Annotated in this window: 15 protein-coding genes, 2 pseudogenes and 1 riboswitch; of the genes and pseudogenes, 12 read left to right on the top strand and 5 right to left on the bottom strand. The window is 28.1% G+C overall.

Translation table 11 applies throughout. The features are described 5' to 3' along the window. Positions 1–129 precede the first annotated feature (129 nt). From QP548_RS17020 to QP548_RS11705, 4 genes and pseudogenes are all read left to right on the top strand, one after another. A pseudogene (locus QP548_RS17020) lies at positions 130–401 on the top strand (L-lactate permease); the annotation flags it as partial. A 124-nt stretch (positions 402–525) separates the two neighbouring features. After that, complete coding sequence (locus tag QP548_RS11715) at positions 526–1,314, top strand: electron transfer flavoprotein subunit beta/FixA family protein (RefSeq protein WP_004457632.1); 789 nt, start codon at positions 526–528, stop codon at positions 1,312–1,314. A gap of 12 nt (positions 1,315–1,326) precedes the next feature. Next, positions 1,327–2,520, top strand: coding sequence for an electron transfer flavoprotein subunit alpha/FixB family protein (locus QP548_RS11710; protein WP_061426241.1), 1,194 nt, complete (start codon positions 1,327–1,329; stop codon positions 2,518–2,520). A gap of 1 nt (position 2,521) precedes the next feature. Next, the gene (locus QP548_RS11705; RefSeq protein ID WP_061426242.1) at positions 2,522–3,922 is read left to right on the top strand and encodes an FAD-binding oxidoreductase; all 1,401 of its coding nucleotides are present in this window, start codon (positions 2,522–2,524) and stop codon (positions 3,920–3,922) included. Positions 3,923–4,006: 84 nt separating this feature from the next. Here the strand turns inward: QP548_RS11705 and QP548_RS11700 are convergent, their stop codons facing one another. Then, positions 4,007–4,405 (bottom strand): HsmA family protein, encoded by a 399-nt coding sequence (locus QP548_RS11700; RefSeq protein WP_061426243.1) that lies wholly within the window; start codon positions 4,403–4,405, stop codon positions 4,007–4,009. 367 nt (positions 4,406–4,772) lie between these two features. Between QP548_RS11700 and lepB the strand changes: the two genes are divergently transcribed. Together lepB and QP548_RS11690 are read left to right on the top strand one after the other, a co-directional pair. Continuing rightward, complete coding sequence (lepB, locus tag QP548_RS11695) at positions 4,773–5,282, top strand: signal peptidase I (RefSeq protein ID WP_061426244.1); 510 nt, start codon at positions 4,773–4,775, stop codon at positions 5,280–5,282. A 23-nt stretch (positions 5,283–5,305) separates the two neighbouring features. Further along, positions 5,306–6,196 carry a hypothetical protein gene (locus QP548_RS11690; RefSeq protein ID WP_236907323.1) on the top strand — a complete coding sequence of 297 codons (891 nt, stop codon included), beginning with the start codon at positions 5,306–5,308 and terminating at the stop codon, positions 6,194–6,196. A gap of 181 nt (positions 6,197–6,377) precedes the next feature. On the opposite strand, the gene QP548_RS11685 is transcribed toward QP548_RS11690, so the two are convergent. Next, positions 6,378–7,349 (bottom strand): phosphotransferase, encoded by a 972-nt coding sequence (locus tag QP548_RS11685; RefSeq protein ID WP_061426245.1) that lies wholly within the window; start codon positions 7,347–7,349, stop codon positions 6,378–6,380. A 395-nt stretch (positions 7,350–7,744) separates the two neighbouring features. Here QP548_RS11685 and QP548_RS11680 point away from each other — a divergent pair. Beyond that, positions 7,745–7,898: pseudogene (locus QP548_RS11680) on the top strand (sodium/proton-translocating pyrophosphatase); the annotation flags it as partial. A gap of 115 nt (positions 7,899–8,013) precedes the next feature. Here the strand turns inward: QP548_RS11680 and QP548_RS11675 are convergent. Further along, a complete protein-coding gene (locus tag QP548_RS11675) occupies positions 8,014–8,394 on the bottom strand; it encodes a DUF2809 domain-containing protein (RefSeq protein ID WP_061426246.1) in 381 nt (126 codons plus the stop codon). 318 nt (positions 8,395–8,712) lie between these two features. Here QP548_RS11675 and QP548_RS11670 point away from each other — a divergent pair, with 318 nt between their 5' ends. After that, positions 8,713–9,387, top strand: coding sequence for a DUF975 family protein (locus tag QP548_RS11670; RefSeq protein WP_061426247.1), 675 nt, complete (start codon positions 8,713–8,715; stop codon positions 9,385–9,387). Between the two features lie 191 nt (positions 9,388–9,578). Here the strand turns inward: QP548_RS11670 and QP548_RS11665 are convergent, their stop codons facing one another. Together QP548_RS11665 and QP548_RS11660 are read right to left on the bottom strand one after the other, a co-directional pair. Then, positions 9,579–10,202 (bottom strand): DedA family protein, encoded by a 624-nt coding sequence (locus tag QP548_RS11665; RefSeq protein ID WP_061426248.1) that lies wholly within the window; start codon positions 10,200–10,202, stop codon positions 9,579–9,581. 94 nt (positions 10,203–10,296) lie between these two features. Further along, on the bottom strand, positions 10,297–12,954 hold the full coding sequence (locus tag QP548_RS11660) for a calcium-translocating P-type ATPase, PMCA-type (RefSeq protein ID WP_061426249.1): 2,658 nt from the start codon (positions 12,952–12,954) through the stop codon (positions 10,297–10,299). A 535-nt stretch (positions 12,955–13,489) separates the two neighbouring features. On the opposite strand from QP548_RS11660, the gene QP548_RS11655 reads away from it, so the two are divergent. The 4 genes from QP548_RS11655 (at position 13,490) to QP548_RS11640 (ending at position 18,410) form a co-directional block, all read left to right on the top strand. Further along, on the top strand, positions 13,490–14,290 hold the full coding sequence (locus QP548_RS11655; protein WP_003471391.1) for a TIGR00266 family protein: 801 nt from the start codon (positions 13,490–13,492) through the stop codon (positions 14,288–14,290). Positions 14,291–14,508: 218 nt separating this feature from the next. Further along, positions 14,509–14,611: riboswitch (purine riboswitch) on the top strand. 236 nt (positions 14,612–14,847) lie between these two features. Continuing rightward, positions 14,848–15,420 carry a xanthine phosphoribosyltransferase gene (locus QP548_RS11650; RefSeq protein ID WP_003458080.1) on the top strand — a complete coding sequence of 191 codons (573 nt, stop codon included), beginning with the start codon at positions 14,848–14,850 and terminating at the stop codon, positions 15,418–15,420. 484 nt (positions 15,421–15,904) lie between these two features. Next, a complete protein-coding gene (locus tag QP548_RS11645) occupies positions 15,905–16,837 on the top strand; it encodes a DMT family transporter (RefSeq protein ID WP_061426250.1) in 933 nt (310 codons plus the stop codon). A gap of 190 nt (positions 16,838–17,027) precedes the next feature. Further along, the gene (locus QP548_RS11640; RefSeq protein WP_003471538.1) at positions 17,028–18,410 is read left to right on the top strand and encodes an APC family permease; all 1,383 of its coding nucleotides are present in this window, start codon (positions 17,028–17,030) and stop codon (positions 18,408–18,410) included. The last annotated feature ends 120 nt before the right edge of the window (positions 18,411–18,530 follow it).

Genomic DNA, 18,530 nt, shown 5'->3' with positions numbered 1-18,530 from the left:
TTTAGTTATAAATATTAATATAGCATATTATTTTAATATGCTATATTTTATAAAAGAAAATTGGTCATACCAAAGTTTTTTATGGTATAAAGGTTATTGTGAGGGGAAAAAGAATTTAATATGTATCTTATGTTTTTTCTTGCTCTTATACCTATAATAATTCTAATTATAGGTTTAGGAGTTCTTAAAATTCTAGCTCATAAAATATGTCCTATAGCTTTAATAATTACCATTTTGCTTTTCATATTTATTGGAAGATGCCTGTTATAGATTCTTTAACAGCAGTCTTACAAGGTATTGCTTTAGTAATATGACCAATAATGATAGTTATTATAGCAGCAGTATTTATTTATAACTTAGTAGTTCACACAAAGGTATATGTAATTTTATTAGGTGTAATAAGTTATTTAAGAAGCTTAATTTTTATGGGATTCTTGAAAACGTTTATTGATGTTTCTTAATTAAAGTCTCAATTATTAAAGTATTAAAAATTAAAGGATTTATAAAGGGAATGGAGTGATTTTTATGAAGATTATGGTTTGTATTAAACAGGTTCCAGGAACTTCAAAGGTTGAGGTTGATGAAAAAACAGGGGTTTTAAAGAGAGATGGAGTAGATTCTAAAATGAACCCTTATGATTTATATGCTTTAGAAACTGCATTGAGGATAAAAGAAAAGAAAGGTGGAAATATAAAGGTTATAAGCATGGGACCACCACAAGCTAAGGCAGTAATAAAAGAGGCTTACTCTATGGGAGCTGATGAAGGAACCTTAGTTTCAGATAGAAAGTTTGCTGGGGCTGATGTTTTAGCAACTTCATATACATTATCACAAGGAGTTAAAAAATGTGGGGATTTTGATATTATTCTTTGTGGTAAACAAACTACAGATGGAGATACAGCACAGGTTGGACCTGAAATGGCTGAATATTTAGGAATTCCTCATGTTGCGAATGTTAGAAGAATATTAGATGTTAATGATGATTTTATTAAAGTTGAAATGGATATGCCTAATACAATAGAGGTGCTAGAAGTAAAATATCCTTGTCTTTTAACTGTAGATAAAGATATTTTTCAACCTAGATTACCTTCCTATAAAAAGAAACTTGAAACAGATGAAAGAGAAATAAATGTAATATCTTTAAATGATTTTGAAGATAAAGATGAGAAAAAATATGGTTTAAATGGGTCACCAACTCAAGTTGAAAGAATATTTCCACCAAGCAATAATGATGACCATGAGATTTGGACAGGAGATTCATCTGAATTAAGTGAAAGAATGGAAGATAAATTAAGAGAGCTTAAATTTATATAGGGGGTAAGAGTTATGGGAAGATTAGTTGTTCATCAAGATAAAATAGAGGATGCAAATAGTGTAATAAAAATTTGTCCCTTTGGAGCTATGGAAATAGTTAATGGGAAAGTTGAAATAAATGCAAGTTGTAGAATGTGTAAGGTATGCGTTAGAAAAGGATCTAAGGGAGCCTTTGAGTTTGTTGAAGATGAGAATAAGGTCTTAGTAAATAAGGATGAATGGAAAGGTATAGCCGTTTATGTTGACCATGTAAATGGAGAAATTCATCCAGTTACCTTAGAACTAATAGGAAAAGCTAGAGAATTAGCTGATAAGGTTAATCAAAAAGTTTATTGTTTATTTATGGGGAATGGAATAAAAGATAAAGCCGGAGAGCTTTTACACTATGGAGTAGACGAAGTTATTGTATATGATTATAAAGAGCTTGAAAACTTTAGAATTGAGCCATATACAGCTGTCTTTTATGACTTTATAAACAAGATTAAACCTTGTTCAATTTTAGTAGGAGCCACTACATTAGGTAGATCATTAGCCCCAAGAGTAGCTGCTAGATGTAGAACAGGACTTACAGCAGATTGTACTATACTTGATATAAAAGAAAATACAGATTTAGTTCAAATAAGACCAGCCTTTGGTGGTAATATTATGGCACAAATAGTAACTCCAAATTCAAGACCTCAAATGGCAACTGTTAGATATAAAGTTATGTCTGCTCCTGAAAGAAATGAGGAATGTACTGGAGAAATTAAGTACTTTGAAATAGAAAAGGATAAATTAAAATCAGATATAGAAGTTAAAGAAATTAAACAAAAACCTAAAGAACACAGTATATCTGATGCTGAGGTAATAGTAGTAGCTGGTAGAGGAGTTAAATCAGAAAAAGATTTAGAAATGATAAAAGAGCTTGCTGATTTATTAGGTGGAGAGCTTGCAGTTACAAGACCTCTTATAGAAAATGGATGGGCTGATGCTAATAGACAAGTTGGATTAAGTGGAAGAACAGTAAGACCAAAACTTATAATAACTTGTGGAGTTTCTGGAGCTATTCAATTTGTAGCAGGAATGAACAATGCAGATTATATATTTGCCATAAATAAAGATGAAAAAGCACCTATATTCAAGGTTGCTCACTATGGAATAGTTGGTGATATTTATGAAATTGTTCCTAAACTTATTGAAAAAATAAAAGGGGAAGGGGTGCTTTAATATGAGTTATAACAAAATAAATGAAAGTGGAATTGAATTTATAAAAGGAATAATAAATGATAATGAAAGGGTATTTATTGGAGAAGAAATAAGTGAAGATTATTCTCATGATGAGCTAGGTTCAGAAAAGCATCTGCCTGATATTGTTGTTAAGGCTATGAGTAGAGATGAAATTGTAGAAATAATGAAATATGCAAATAATAATAATATTCCTGTAACAGTAAGGGGAGCAGGTACTGGGCTTGTTGGAGCAGCAGTTCCAATACTAGGAGGAATTTTATTAGATTTAAGTGGAATGAATAAAATATTAGAGTTAGATGAAGATAACTTAACTCTTACAGTTGAACCTGGAGTTCTTATTATGGAAATAGCTAAATTTGTTGAGGAACATGATTTGTTTTATCCACCAGATCCAGGAGAAAAAACAGCAACCATAGGTGGTAATGTTAGCACAAATGCAGGTGGAATGAGAGCTGTTAAATATGGAGTAACAAGGGATTATGTAAGAGGAATGGAAGTAGTTCTTCCTAGTGGAGAAGTATTAGAACTTGGTGGAAAAGTTGTTAAAAATAGTTCAGGATATAGCTTAAAAGATTTAATTATTGGATCAGAAGGGACATTAGGAATAATAACAAAAATAGTATTAAAACTATTACCACTTCCAAAGAAGGTAATAAGTCTTTTAGTTCCATTTAATGATTTAGAAAGTGCCATAGAAACAGTTCCTAAAATAATAAAATCTAAGAATATTCCTACAGCTATAGAATTTATGCAAAGAGATTTAATAATATCAGCAGAGGAATTCTTAGGAAAGAAATTTCCTGATAACTCATCAAATGCTTATTTAATATTAAGCTTTGATGGAAACTCAAAGGAAGAGGTTGAAGGATATTATGAAAAAGTAGCTGACATATGTTTAAAAGAAGGAGCTTTAGATGTATTTATATCAGATACAGAAGAAAGACAAGAATCAATATGGTCAGCTAGGGGAGCTTTCTTAGAAGCCATAAAGGCATCAACAAGTGATTTAGATGAGGTTGACGTTGTTGTACCAAGAAATAAGGTAGCAGAGTTTGTAAAATTCACTAATGAAGTAGAGAAAAAACTTAATGTTAGAATAAGAAGTTTTGGACATGCTGGTGATGGAAACTTACACATTTATATATTAAAAGATGAATTATCAGAGGAAGAATGGCATAAAAAGCTTAATGAAGCCATGGAAATACTTTATAGAAAACAAAGAGAACTTAATGGACAAGTTTCTGGAGAACATGGAATAGGCTTAGCTAAGAGACTATATCTAAATGAATCCTTAAATAAGGCCACAATGGATATTATGAGAGGAATAAAATTAGCCTTTGATCCAAATAATATTTTAAATCCAGGTAAGGTTTGTGAATAAAATAAATTAAAAATTTAATTAGCATATAAAATTTAATAATAAAAAATACTCCTTTTAAACTTAGTTTAAAAGGAGTATTTTTTATTATGATGTCATTCCGATATACATACCTACAAAGTATGGTATAAGCCATATGAACCAAACTACTAAACTGAATTTGTGGAATATAGCTTTTGCTTTTTCACTACCTCTGTTTAAAACAATTGTTGCCCAAACAGCATGTATAAGCATTAAAATAATAGCAAGCATACCTGTTGATTGATGTATTAATAAATCAGTTGGAGTAATACCTTTGTCAGTTCCAGATGCAACGATTCTACTCATTGTATAAGTTCCAAGAGTATCGCATACTAAACCACACCAAAAGATAATTACATGTTTTTTCTTTAAGATACCTGCTCTATGCTCGCTCCAAACACCAATTGTATAAAATATTAGTGCTAATGTTATAAATATAATAGCTGGAATTAATAATTTAGGCATAAAAAAACCTTCTTTCTTAAATTAGAATAATATTTTATAGCCTGTCCTTAAGTTGAAGTTTTCATATATTAAAAGAAATCTAAAGTTTGGATTTACTTTAATATGTGAAAATTAAATTACCATTATGGACTAGGTTCATATTAATAATAACATATTCACAAAAAATTCATAGACCTAATAAGAAAGTTTTGTTCACAATTTGTTTAAAAAATGAAATTTATTTTTAATTTAATATATTTATCTAATTAAAATTAATTTTTAGTGAAACAATTTGTATTTTAAAAGAAATTAAAGAAAAAAATGTATTTGGTGGTATAATATATTTAATTAATTATAATAAAAATTAGGTTTAGAAAGGGGAATAGGAATGGCTAAAAACTTAAAAGAATACGTAGTTATTATTTTTACAGCAATAGTATTAACACTTCTTATAAATAAATTTTTACTTTTTAAAATAGTAGTTCCAACTCCATCAATGGCACCAACTATTGAGCCAGGAGATCAACTTTTTGCTACAAGAATACATAATTTATCTAAGATGCAAAGAGGAGATATGATAGTTTTTTATTCAAAGGAATTTGATGAAAGGATGATAAAAAGACTTATAGGATTACCAGGAGATAATGTGGAAATAAAAGATGATGGAACAGTATATGTAAATAATGAAAAGTTAGATGAGCCGTATATAAAATATCCAGGTGGGAAAGTGAATATGAATTTTGAAGTTCCAGAAGACAAATATCTTTTATTAGGCGATAATAGAGATAATAGTAAAGATTCAAGGTATTGGAGTGATAAATATATAGGTGGTGATGATATATTAGGAAAAGCTCAAATAACAGTATGGCCTTTGAATAGGTTTAACTTTGCTAACTAAAGAATAAGATTAAGGGGGTTCCTATGAGCACATGGTTATTTATAGATTGCTTTCTTTTAATATTAATTATATGGTGGATTTATGATTTGCTTAAAGGAAAATTTCTAATTAATAAACTAGGAGCAAAGGCGAGTTTTAGATGGTTAATTGGACTTTTAATTACTACTATAATAACAATTATTATTACATTTCCTTTAGTAAAAAATACATATGAAATAAAAACTTCTATTAAAGACTCAAGATTAAATCAATATATATCAAGTTATAAATTATCGGGATTTAGAGACTCTACTGTTATAGCAAAAGGTAATAATAAATTTGAACAATTAGACAATGATTTAAAGTTTGAGTATATGGATTCTGTTAGAAAAAAAATAATTTCTATTGTTTCATCTAATTATGGCATTGGCGATGGTGGATATATTGAAATTCATGAGATGATTTCAGATATGAAAGTAGAAGTTGATGTTGGAGAAGATAAGTATGTAACTAAAGGAAGTGACTTGAAGTTAAATGGAGAGATATTATATAAAAATGATTTAAGTTTAAGTTTTGGAGGTATTGGCGTTTCTGGTGAGGAGGATTTAGAATATGTACCTATATATTTTGACATAAGGGTATTTAATAATTTAGATGAGGGGTTTATAGAAAATATAATTTTTGATCCTATTGTAAATGAAGCATTAGAAAAAAATATTTATAAAAAAGAGGGACTAATTTCGAGAGAATATATAAACACTAGTCTAAGTGCCAAAGAATCTAGTCAGTATGAATATTGTATTATATTTAAAAAGAATGGTTTTACAAAGAATGAGATTGTGGAATTGGCAAAAAAAACAAAATTTAATGTTAGCTATGTTAAGTGTAATGGCAATGATAAAAAGTTTGAGCAAAAGCAATGGAGTTTAGAGTAAAGAGATGAATTTTAATATTTTTATTTAAAATAAAAATTTATAAAACAAGGAATTAGTTTTCACTTATATAAGAGACTAATTCCTTATTTTGTGTTAAGGTTAAATAGTTTTTATAAAAACTAAATTAGTTAGTATATTTTGTTTATGAATTTGAATTAGAATACTATAAAGTTTTATTTAGTTATTTAAAATATCTAATTAATTTTAAAGCCTTAATTTTTTCTTTGTCTGATATATCAGGATTATTATATTGAACTTTCCAGACATAAGATTCAATTAAGTAATATATTAATCTATAAATATTTTTTCTAATAATCTTTTCAGGAGAATCTTTTAATTCAATACCATATCCTTTTAAAAAGGATTCATTTATAATCCAAGGGTTTGCAAAATCAAAATCTATATCACCAAATAAGGCTCTATCTATATCAATTATTGCTGCCACCTTAGGATTTTTTGAATTATAATCTTTAACTAATATATTGCCTGTCCATAAATCACAATGAACAAGGTGAGGTTCTTTAATTTCATCCAATACTTGAGAGTTATCACGTATTATGGATTCAAAACAATCTAGTTCTTCTGTAGTGAAAACTTTATATTCATGAAGTTTAATCCTTATTTTTTGAAATTCATTAAGCATGAATTCGCTCCATGAATTGAATCCATTGCCCTTTAAGACATCATAAACTCTTCCAAATTGGTTAGCTGTTATTTGATGTAACTTACGAGTATATTTACCGGTTTTTTTGTATAGAGAATTTTCAATTTCTTTATCAAGTTTTAATTCACAAAGTGGTTTACTATCTATATATTCGATAATCATATAATCTCTAGAAATTAAGTTTTTACTTTCATCACATTTTAAAACTTTTGAACTAGGAATATTTCTATCTTCACAAAGAGAATATACATATTCTTCTCCTTTCATTAGATTAAGTTCAAATGGTAGAAGTAGGTTAGTGTTTATAGGACCAACCCTCAGTATGAATTTTTCTTTAGTATTTAATAATTTAATAAGGTATGTTGTATTGAACAACCCACCATTTATTAGGTTTGCTTTGAATTTAGTATTATGACCAAAATGATTTGTAATTATTTTTCTTAGCTCAAAGTCTGTTAACTCTTTAAAAAGGTTTGAATCCTTATTCATTAATTAATCCTCTCAATAATAAAAATATTAGATTTTGTTTTAAAAAGTGTTTAAAACATATAAGATAATAGAGTTTATGATTAAATTTTAATATTAATAATAAGTTGTAGATAGAGTATTTATTTAAGATTAACTTGTAACATTTCATAAATTAAATAAATATATTAAAAATGGAGCCAAAAATTAATCTCTAGTTTAAGTGGCTATCTTTGAATGAAGACTGCTACAAATGCAGATTAAAGGACAACTACATCTGCTAAAAAAGTTTAAATGGAGATTTAAGAATAGCTTTTTCTAGTGGAGCAATAATAGGATTAGTAGCTGTTGGTTTAGCACTTCTTAATTTAGGAGTTTGGTAGTATATTTCGGTAGCTACAGGTAAAGGATTTTTAATAGGCTCAGATTTTCATAAGGCATATGTAGTTAGAGATACTGTAGAAGATCCATTTAAAGATACTACAGGACCATCTATTTAATATATTAATAAAATTAATGTCTATGATTTCTATTGTATTTGCATCATTAATACTTGCAATAGGAATATTTTAAGGAATATTTGAATATAAGATAATAAATAGCTTAAAGATAGAAACTTAAAGCTATTTATCACATAGTGGTTGCTATTGTAGATACCTCTTCTGGGCTCTAAGGTTTTTTGCTTACCTTAGGGCTTTTTTTTAATAAAAGCAAGTTTGTCTATAAAAGATCCAATTAATATTCCTATGGTGTAACAAAGTAAATCACTCCAAAGGAAGCCATGTCCAAGAACCAGAGAACCTAGGGTTGTAGCTCTAATATTATTAATCCACTTGGCTTGATATATTTGGCTAAATTCTATTCCAAAGGAGAAAATAATAGCAATTAAAAAAGAAGTATTAGTACTTAGTTTGGGAAATAGAAATCTAAAGCCAAAATAAACCATAGTTGCCCAAAGTATATCACCTAAGTATGGTGCTATTAAACTAGGAATATAGGACATGAATTTTCTAGATAAAAGACCAAGAATCATGGTTAAAATGGTTAATATAAAATATTTTTTTCTCATAAATTTATACCTTTCATTAAATTATATTTTATTAAAAAACTTTATAGAAATCATAATTAAGATTAGCTTAATTAGGTTCTTTTAAATCATGATTTAATAAAGAGATAAACTTTATAATTAGTAATAGATTTAAAAGGTTTATTACCTAAATCATAGTTTTATATGAATCCTATTGTTTAAATTATATCAGATAATAAAGTGAAATTTATATTTTAATATATTACTTAAGTTTTTGTGTTAATTATTGAAGATTATGAATAATATAAAAGTAATTAGATGTATTTAATTAAGCAATCAATTTTTAGGAGGCGCTATTTAGTGACTGATAGAGTAGAATGTAAACTAAAAGCCAAGGAATTATTAAGAGGAAGATGGGAAAATGCTGTAGGAGCATGTTTGTTATTTTTTGTTTCAACATTTTTATTAAGTTTTTTATTATCTCCAATACCTATATTCGGGTGGATTATAATTGCACTAATCTCAACATTTTTAACTGGAAGCTTTATAAAGTATTGTATTAAGCTAAATGAAACAGAGGAAAAAGTAAAATACTTAGAATGCTTAATAAGTTTCAAGACTACTCTTAAAATTTTATTGAGTGATATTTTAATTGGATTAGTTGTAGGAATAGGTTGGATTATATTTACAATGATATTTTCAGTTGCTTTTATAGCTAGTCAAAGCATAGTAGTAATTATTGTAGTTCTTATTATTTTAGTTGCTTTAGGATTTTTTATAGAGGCAATATTATTCCCTGTACCTATGATATTAACAGAAGACGAAGGTGTTGGAGTAATGGAAGCTATAGAAATGAGCTTTAATATAACTAAGGGATATAGATGGAAGTATATAGTTATGAACTTAAGCTTTATAGGATGGATGATATTATCTTTCCTTACTTTTGGAATAGGTATGCTTTGGTTACAACCATATATGATGTTAACTTTCTATCTTTTCTATAAAGGAATAAGAAGTGCTAACACTACTATCTAATAAAAATATATAAAGGAATAAAAATAAATTTTATCACAATTGATAAAACTATTATTTAATTAAAAAAAGATTAAATTAATAATTAATAGTGAAATAGATAATTTAGAATAAAATTTAAGATTGTTATTTAATTAAAAAAGACTGTGCTAAAACTAAGAAATAAGATTTTAGCATAGTCTTTTTAATTATAATTATTTTGATATGTTTTTTTCTTTTTTGAAAAACTTAAGATAAATGAAAATAATCACAGCAATAATTAAAATAGCTAAAGTGACAAAGGTGTATTTCTCCATTATTGAACTTATAAGTGGTAGATTATCACCTATAAAATATCCTAAGGAAACTAAAAAAATGTTCCAAATACTTATACCTAAAGAAGAGTATAAGATAAAATATTTTAAGCTGAATTTTTCAGCACCAGCTAATAAAGATACATATGTACGAGTAAGTGGAACTATCCTAGCTAGTAATACAGCAGGTTTTCCATATTTTTTAAACCATTTATTTAATGCTAACATACTTTTTTGACTGCTTGGGAATTTACGTCCTAACCATTCTTGAAGAGGGACACCACCATAGTAGCCAATGGCGTAACAGATCAATGAACCTAATAATCCACCTATAATACTAAATATTATAACTCCAATAAGTGAAAATTCTCCTTGAGATGCACTAAGACCAAAGAAGGTTAAAACCACTTCGCTAGGTAATGGGAAACAAGCATATTCTAACCCAACTATTAATAAGATTCCAAAGTATCCAAAGGAACCTACAATATCAATTAAAAATGTTAATAGAGATCCTAAAAACTCCATGCAAAATAATCCTCCTGTATATTCTTAATTGGTATTATTAGATATAAATATAGACCATGCTAATACCATTGGCATGGTCTATAGAAAACTATAATTAAGCTGCTTTATTTTCTTTATTTGATTCTTGAACAGTGTTTATTTTATTTTTGTTAAGTTTTTCTCTTATAAATTTAACAACTTGAACAACTATGAAAGTACATAATGATAATCCATATATAGTTAATAAGTTATTAAGTGTAAGTGGAGCAACTTGGAATAATTCTTCAAATACAGGTACTAAAAGAACAATGTTTAATAGTACAAATCCTATACCAAATGCAGCCCATAAATATTTATTAGAGAATAATTCTTTTGATAATACGTGTTTTTTAGATTTACTGTTAAATCCGTGAACAAGTCTTGATAAACATAAAGTAGCAAAGGCCATTGTACTTGCTAATAGAGGTCCACCTTGGTTTAATCCAATATGGAAGGCTATCATAGTAACAATAGTAATAACCACACCTTCAAATAAGACATCTGTAATGAAGTCTTTTGTTAGTATAGAAGCATTAGCCTTTCTTGGTTTTTCTTTCATAACTTCTTTTTTATGAGGTTCAAGACCTAAAGCAATTGCAGGTAAACTATCAGTTAAAAGGTTTATAAATAATAAGTGTACCGCAGCAAATGGAACTGGTAATGCTAATATGGAAGCATATAATACTGATAATATACCAGCAGTATTACCAGATAATAAGAATTTAATAGCATTCTTAATATTTGAGTAAATATTTCTACCATTTTCAATAGCTTTTACTATGGTTGCAAAGTTATCATCTGTTAAGACCATAGAAGCGGCATCTTTAGCAACTTCAGAGCCTGTAATACCCATTGCAACACCTATATCAGCTTGTTTTAAAGCTGGGGCGTCATTTACACCGTCACCAGTCATGGCAACTACATTGCCTTTTTCTTGCCATGCTCTAACTATTCTTATTTTATGCTCTGGAGAAACCCTAGCATATACTGAAATGTGTTCTACCATATTCTTAAGTTCTTCGTCACTAACTTTATCTAAAGCAGAACCTTCAATAGCTTCACTTTCATCTTTTAATATACCAATTTGTTTTGCTATGGCAGAAGCTGTTATTTTATGGTCACCAGTTATCATTACAGGTTTAATTCCAGCTTCTATACAAGCTCTTACGGCTTCAGCAGATTCTTCTCTTGGTGGGTCCATCATTGATATAAGACCTATGAAGGTTAAGTCATTTTCATCATCAAGTTTTATATCTGTTCTACTTTCAATATTTCTATATGCAAAAGATAAAACTCTAAGACCTGTTTTTGAGAATTCTTGGTTAATTTCTTCTATTTTAGCTATATCTTCTTTAGTTATAGGTCTAACCCCTTCAGAAGTTTCAATCTTAGTAGATCTCTTAAGAAGAACATCAACAGCTCCCTTAGTAGCTATAATATTTTCACCATGAATGTTATAAACAACACTCATAAGTTTTCTATCTGAATCAAAAGGAATTTCACCAAGTCTCTTAAATTTATCCCTTTGAACAAGTTCATCTACTCCGTATAAATCACCTAAGTTTACAAGGGCAACCTCAGTTGGATCACCTATTTCTTTTTCACAATCTGTAATTGCATCATTACAAAGTAAACTCATAGTTAATAAATCATTATCTATTTTCTTTTCTAAGTTTAATTCATTTGAATCTATTACTTTTCCATCAACAAAAATCTTTTTAACAGTCATTTTATTTTGAGTTAATGTACCAGTTTTATCTGAACATATAATAGATACACTACCTAAGCCTTCAACTGCTTGTAATTTTCTTATGATGGCATTTTCTTTAGCCATTTTTTGGGTTCCTAAAGAAAGAACTATTGTTACTATAGAACTTAAAGCTTCTGGGATAGCAGCTACTGCTAAGGCAACTGCAAACATGAATGCATCTATAATAGCTTCACCTCTATAAAGACTAAGAGCAAATACTATTGCACAGATAACAAGTATTCCAATTGCAAGCTTTTTACCAAAGTTATCTAAGTTAGCTTGAAGAGGAGTTTTCTTTTCCTTGGTATCATTTAATAACTGAGCTATTTTACCTATTTCAGTATCCATACCAACGGCTGTTGCTAAAATAGTAGCTCTACCATAAGTTACTAAGCTTCCAGAGAAGACCATATTTTTTCTATCACCAATAGGAATTTCTTCTCCTTTTATTATTTCAGACATTTTAACTATGCTTTCAGATTCTCCAGTTAATGAGCTTTCATTAACTTGTAAGCTATAGTTTTCAAGAATTCTACCATCAGCAGGAACATAGTCTCCAGCTTCAAGAAAGATAATATCTCCAACAACTACATCCTTTGAGTCTATTTCTATTCTTTCACCATTTCTAAGCACCTTAGTAGAAGGAGAGGAGAGAGCCTTTAAGCTACTTAAAGATTGTTCAGCTTTAAGATGCTGAATAGTTCCAAGAGTAGCATTTACTATTAATACGAATATGATAACAGCGGCACTTTCAATATCTCCTAAAAACATTGAAATAGCGGCAGCACATATAAGAATTATTATTAGCATGTCCTTAAATTGATCAAGAAATACTTGGAAAGTAGATTTTTTCTTACCTTCAACTAATTCATTTTTACCATATTTTTCTTCCATGCTTTTAACTTCAGTGTCATTTAAACCGTTCTTGTTTACACCGAGTTCTTTAAAAAGTTCTTCTTTTGATTTTGAATAAACTTTCTTCATATTATTGTCTCCTTTCTTTAATATAAATTATTGATTAAGGATAATTTCTAACAAATAATATCTATGTATAGGAGGCAAAAAAATAAGACTCCTAATATAATCTAAGGAATAGTACATAAAATACCTTAAATTCCTTAGATTATATTAAAAGTCTTGTAACCAAATTGGTGTATAATACCAGGTAACTTTTCGTTAACCGCGATGTTGATATTATAACTTGCAACTACTCCCTCTTAATACAATAGATATTAAATATTAATAAGTTTAATATCATATTATATCTCTTTGAGTTGTCTGTCAATAAGTTTTTATTACGAAAATACTATGATTTTATTAAGATTTTGAAAACCCTCTTAATAAATACTATGAGCTTATATAAAGATGTGTGAATAAAGGCTTTAGTATTACGAAAAGAATAATAAGGGCTTTATTTCTTGGAATATTTTTATTGTAGAAGTTATATATTCTATGATAGTATGTAAAATAAAATTATGATTTAGTGTTGGAATAGATTTATTTATTGGAGGATGTGTATATGATGAATTCACATGAAATTGACTTTGAACTTTTTGGAGATGATATGCAATTTGTAGAGATTGAATTAGATCCAAGAGAAACTGTTGTTGCCGAGGCTGGAGCAATGATGATGATGGATAGCAGCATAGAAATGGAAACCATTTTTGGTGATGGAAGCAATAGTAGTGGATCAGGTGGATTTTTTGGAAAGCTAGGAGGAGCTGCTAAGAGAGTTTTAACAGGGGAAAGCTTATTTATGACTGCCTTTACAAATATGGGAGTAGGCAGAGAAAAGGTTGCCTTTGCTTCACCATATCCAGGTAAGATAATTCCAGTAGATTTAAGAAATTATGGTGGTAAACTTATATGCCAAAAGGATGCTTTTTTATGTGCAGCTAAGGGAGTAAGTATAGGAATTGATTTTAGAAGAAAATTAGGAACTGGGTTCTTTGGTGGGGAAGGATTTATACTTCAAAAACTTGAAGGAGATGGTATGGCCTTTATTCATGCTGGTGGTACTATTGTTAGAAAGAGACTTCTACCAGGACAAAAATTAAAAGTGGATACAGGATGCTTAGTTGCTATGACAAAGGATGTAAATTATGATATAGAGTATGTTAAGGGAATAAAGAATGCTGTCTTTGGAGGAGAAGGGATTTTCTTTGCAAGTTTAGTAGGACCAGGAGAAGTTTGGATTCAAAGTTTACCATTTAGTAGACTTGCATCTAAGGTTGTTTCATCTGCACCTCAAGTTCCAGGATCTAGAGATGTTGGGGAAGGTAGCGTATTAGGAGAGTTTGGACGACTATTCCAAGACTAGATTTTAAATAAGATTATATATATATTAACTCTATTTTAAAATTATCAGAGTAAGTTTTAAAGTTTTCATTTTTAGAAAATATAAAATTAGTAATGTTTCATTTCTAAGATATAATAAATTAAATAGGTTCTTTAATGTTTATATGTTCATTAAAATTTTTTTAGTGATAAAACTTTACATTGAAAGAATAAGTAGTTATAATACTACTTAATAACTTAATATGTACTTATATAAGTATATCGTATATGCTCGACGATATGGGTTGAGTGTTTCTACTAGGAGGCCGTAAACATCCTAACTACGAATATATAGGTGATTTCTATATTTTTTTGTGAGATTATTATATATTCCTAGGCTTTTTGGCTTAGGAATTTTTTTAATTCATATAAAATTATTATGTAAAAGCTTTAATTAAGCTTTCTTTTTAATATGCTTATAGGAATTATCTTTGTAGTAAAGTAGGCCTCTACATAGAGCTTTAATAGATTCAATAAGAAAATTCTAAACATAGTTATTTATTATAATGAAATAATTTTTATAGCAGGGGGAAAATGAAGATGGAAGCATTAAAAGAAAAGATATTAAAAGAAGGAAAAGTTAGAGAGGGAAACATACTTAAAGTTGATTGTTTCTTAAATCACCAAATGGATATAAAATTCCTTAATGAAGTTGGTAAGGAATTTAGAAAAAGATTTGAAGGTGAAAAAGTAGATAAAATACTTACAATAGAAGCATCAGGAATAGCTATTGCAGGTATCGCATCTCAATACTTTGATTATGTTCCAGTAGTTTTTGCTAAAAAGACTGAAAGTTTAAATTTAGATAAAGATGTTTATGAATCAAATGTACATTCATTCACAAAGAAAAAAGATTACAAGGTTAGAGTTGGAAAGCAATTCTTAAATAAAGGTGAAAGAGTTTTAATAATTGATGACTTCTTAGCTCAAGGATGTGCAACTAAAGGAATGATAGACTTAGTTGAGCAAGCAGGTGCTGAGTTAGTAGGAATAGGAATAGTTATAGAAAAAGGATTCCAAGATGGAAGAAAAGTTTTAGAAGATTTAGGAGTAAGAGTTGAGTCTCTTGCAATAATAGATAAATTAGAAGATAATAAAGTTTACTTTAAATAATCATAGTAACTTTTAGCACATAAGTTAGTTACATAATAAATATAAAGATATTGTTTAAAGAAGTTGTATCAAAATAACTTGTAAATAAAGCTTAAAAATAGTATGAAGTTTTATATATTCATAAGTTTTATTTATTAGTTTTGATATAGCTTCTTTTTCTTTATAAAAATATAGAGCTTTAATTTGTTTTATGAAAGTGTTAAAAAAATTAATTTTATAAACTTAGTATTGAATAATTATTAAAATTTTCCTTCAAAAATAATATGAAACTGACAACTTTTAAGAAAGTAAAAAGTTTTTAATTTTAATCAAGAACCACATTATAAGCTAATTTGAGTAATTTTAAGATATAACAACTAAAATTATATAATAGGGCAGAAAATGAAAGTTAATAAAAGTAAAATGTCATTTTTGGAGCTTTTAAATTTTCTTAATAAGTATATAATAGAATTTGTGTTAAAAACTTAGAAAAAGAGGAATTATAATGAACAATAAGCAGAAGGGAATAAGTCTAGTTTTAATAGCCACAGTTTTTTGGGGCATAATGGGAATAAGTAGTAGAATCCTATATGAAGCGGGATTAAGCACAATGTTTATAGCTTTTAGTAGAAGCTTTTTATCTTCTATTTGCTTTTTTATTTGGATAATGATAACTGATAGAAAAATTTTAAAGATAGATCGAAGAGGTTTAGCTATTTCAGCATTATATGGAATAGGAACTTTTGCATTATGTTTTATTGGATATAACTTGTCCGTAGAATATATACCTATATCTGTAGCTACAGTATTGATGTTTACTAACTCAATATGGGTAACAATCTTTGGGGTATTATTCTTTGGTGAAAAGTTCAATATGAAGAAGGGATCTGTTATCCTATTAACTTTAGTAGGATGCATAATGGTTTCAAATATGTCTTTAGGACATTTTAATATGAGTGCAATAGGAATAGCTGCTGGATTAGGAACAGGATTTTTATTTGCTTTTCAAATAATATTTCCTAAATTTTTTAGTGGTTATAGAAAAGACACATTGCTTATTTATGGCTATATATTTGCAAGTATATTTATAGGTTTATTTACAGACTTTAAAGAATCATTTGATATAATTGCAAATACACCTAATATTGGTATGGTCATATTAAATATATTATCTATAGGTATTTTAAGTACATTTATATCTAATACATTCTATATAAAATCAACTGAATACATAGAGGCTAGTGTTACCAGTATATTAGCTTCTATGGAACCAGTATTATCAAGTATATTTGCTTTCTTTATTTTTGGAGAAGTATTAAATGGTAAGCAAATAGTTGGTGCTATATTAATAATTATAGCTGCCATAATATTAGAGTTGAAATTAGATAAAGAAAGAATAAATAATGTATTTAAGTTGAAATTTATAAATCAAAATTAATTAGCTAATAAGTTATAATATAAATTTTAAAAATCCCTGACTTAAAATGAATATTATAAATTATTGATTAGGCTGTATCTATTTAGATGCAGTCTTTTTTTATGCAATAAAATATTTCTTAATGATGAATAAAGTGTTAACATATAATGTATAAAGCGAAATTTACTAAATTTAAAAGGGTGATTAATTTATGGAGATTTTTAAAAAGCAAAGCTTAAAAAGAATACTTAGCGAAGCAAATGAAAATAAGGAAAGAACCCTAAGTGCTTTGGATTTAACACTAATGAGTGTTGGGTCAGTAATTGGTACTGGAGTTATGGTTTTAACGGGGATTGTTGCAGCTAAACAGTCTGGACCAGCTACCTCCATAGCCTTTATTGGAGGAGGAATTGCGGCGGCTATAATAGTTTTATGCTATGCAGAATTTAGTTCAAGTATTCCAAGTGCTGGAGGGTCTTATTCATTTACTTATGTCTCTTTAGGTGAGATTATTGCATATATATCAGGATTGTGCATTGTTATTGGATATACATTATCTACAGCCACAGTAGCATCGGGATGGGGATCTTATCTTTTAAGTCTTTTAGATATTCTAGGAATAAAATTACCAAAGACATTTACAGCTATTCCAAGTGAAGGGGGAATAGTAAATCTACCAGCAATGATATCAATTTTATTTATAGTTTTTGTAATATCTTTAGGTACTAAAGAAAGTAAGAAGGTTAATGATATTATGGTATTTATAAAGATTGCAGTTATTGCTTTATTCATAGGAGTTGGAGCTTTTCATGTAAATACTAGTAATTGGCATCCATTTGCTCCCTTTGGAGTTAAGGGGATAGTCACTGGAACAGCTTCTTTATTCTTTGCTTATTGTGGATTTGATGCAACGGCCTCAGCTGCTGAAGAGGTTAAAAATCCACAAAAATCTTTACCATTAGGGCTTATAAGTTCTTTAGTAATATGCACAATTATATACATAGCTGTCTCCTTAGTCTTAACAGGAGTAACCTCATATACTAATTTAAATGTTGGTGATGCATTATCCTATGCTTTAAAATTAGTAGGACAAAGGGGAGTTGCCTTTGTAGTATCCTTAGGAACTGTAATAGGAATCCTTGCTGTAATATTTGCAGGGAATTTTACAACATCACACATACTTTTAGCTATGAGTAGAGATGGATTATTACCAAAATTCTTTAGTAAAGTTGATAAAAAAGATGTGCCATATACAGCATTATGGACTGTTGGTATAATAGGTGCCTTATTAGCAGGATTTTTTAATCTAGGACAGTTAGCTAACTTTGCTAATATAGCCTTTTTATTAACATATACTTTAGTTTGTATATCTTTAATAGCCTTTAGAAAAAAATATCCTCATGTAAAAAGAGGCTTTAAAACTCCATTGGTACCATTTATTCCTTTACTAGGGGCATTTAGTTGCTTATTTTTAATGAGTAATTTATCAGAAGAAACATGGAAAATATTTATTGTGGTTTTAGTTTTATTAATCATAAGTTATTTAATTTATGGAAGAAAGCATTCATTAATCAATAAAAACAATGATAATTAAAATAAAAAGAGCTATAAAATTTATTTTAAAATCTTTTATAGCTCTTTATTTGTGTTTTATATTATGAAGTTTAAAGTTTTTTATTTTCTTTTAGAATAATTTTTTTAAATATTTTTTAAA

It is taken from the genome of Clostridium sp. UMB9555A, from assembly GCF_030222355.1.
GTDB lineage: Bacteria > Bacillota > Clostridia > Clostridiales > Clostridiaceae > Sarcina > Sarcina perfringens.
The sequence above is the reverse complement of the archived record's forward strand: the minus strand, read 5'-3'. Positions and strand labels throughout refer to the sequence as shown.

What these genes read in the sequence shown, in the direction of transcription:
- QP548_RS11700 (WP_061426243.1), bottom strand. Translation starts at nt 4,405, where the DNA reads ATGCCTAAATTATTAATTCCAGCTATTATATTTATAACATTAGCACTA.
- QP548_RS11655 (WP_003471391.1), top strand. Translation starts at nt 13,490, where the DNA reads ATGATGAATTCACATGAAATTGACTTTGAACTTTTTGGAGATGATATG.
- QP548_RS11705 (WP_061426242.1), top strand. Translation starts at nt 2,522, where the DNA reads ATGAGTTATAACAAAATAAATGAAAGTGGAATTGAATTTATAAAAGGA.
- QP548_RS11685 (WP_061426245.1), bottom strand. Translation starts at nt 7,349, where the DNA reads ATGAATAAGGATTCAAACCTTTTTAAAGAGTTAACAGACTTTGAGCTA.
- QP548_RS11660 (WP_061426249.1), bottom strand. Translation starts at nt 12,954, where the DNA reads ATGAAGAAAGTTTATTCAAAATCAAAAGAAGAACTTTTTAAAGAACTC.
- QP548_RS11675 (WP_061426246.1), bottom strand. Translation starts at nt 8,394, where the DNA reads ATGAGAAAAAAATATTTTATATTAACCATTTTAACCATGATTCTTGGT.
- QP548_RS11645 (WP_061426250.1), top strand. Translation starts at nt 15,905, where the DNA reads ATGAACAATAAGCAGAAGGGAATAAGTCTAGTTTTAATAGCCACAGTT.
- QP548_RS11650 (WP_003458080.1), top strand. Translation starts at nt 14,848, where the DNA reads ATGGAAGCATTAAAAGAAAAGATATTAAAAGAAGGAAAAGTTAGAGAG.
- QP548_RS11690 (WP_236907323.1), top strand. Translation starts at nt 5,306, where the DNA reads ATGAGCACATGGTTATTTATAGATTGCTTTCTTTTAATATTAATTATA.
- QP548_RS11715 (WP_004457632.1), top strand. Translation starts at nt 526, where the DNA reads ATGAAGATTATGGTTTGTATTAAACAGGTTCCAGGAACTTCAAAGGTT.
- QP548_RS11640 (WP_003471538.1), top strand. Translation starts at nt 17,028, where the DNA reads ATGGAGATTTTTAAAAAGCAAAGCTTAAAAAGAATACTTAGCGAAGCA.
- QP548_RS11665 (WP_061426248.1), bottom strand. Translation starts at nt 10,202, where the DNA reads ATGGAGTTTTTAGGATCTCTATTAACATTTTTAATTGATATTGTAGGT.
- QP548_RS11710 (WP_061426241.1), top strand. Translation starts at nt 1,327, where the DNA reads ATGGGAAGATTAGTTGTTCATCAAGATAAAATAGAGGATGCAAATAGT.
- lepB (WP_061426244.1), top strand. Translation starts at nt 4,773, where the DNA reads ATGGCTAAAAACTTAAAAGAATACGTAGTTATTATTTTTACAGCAATA.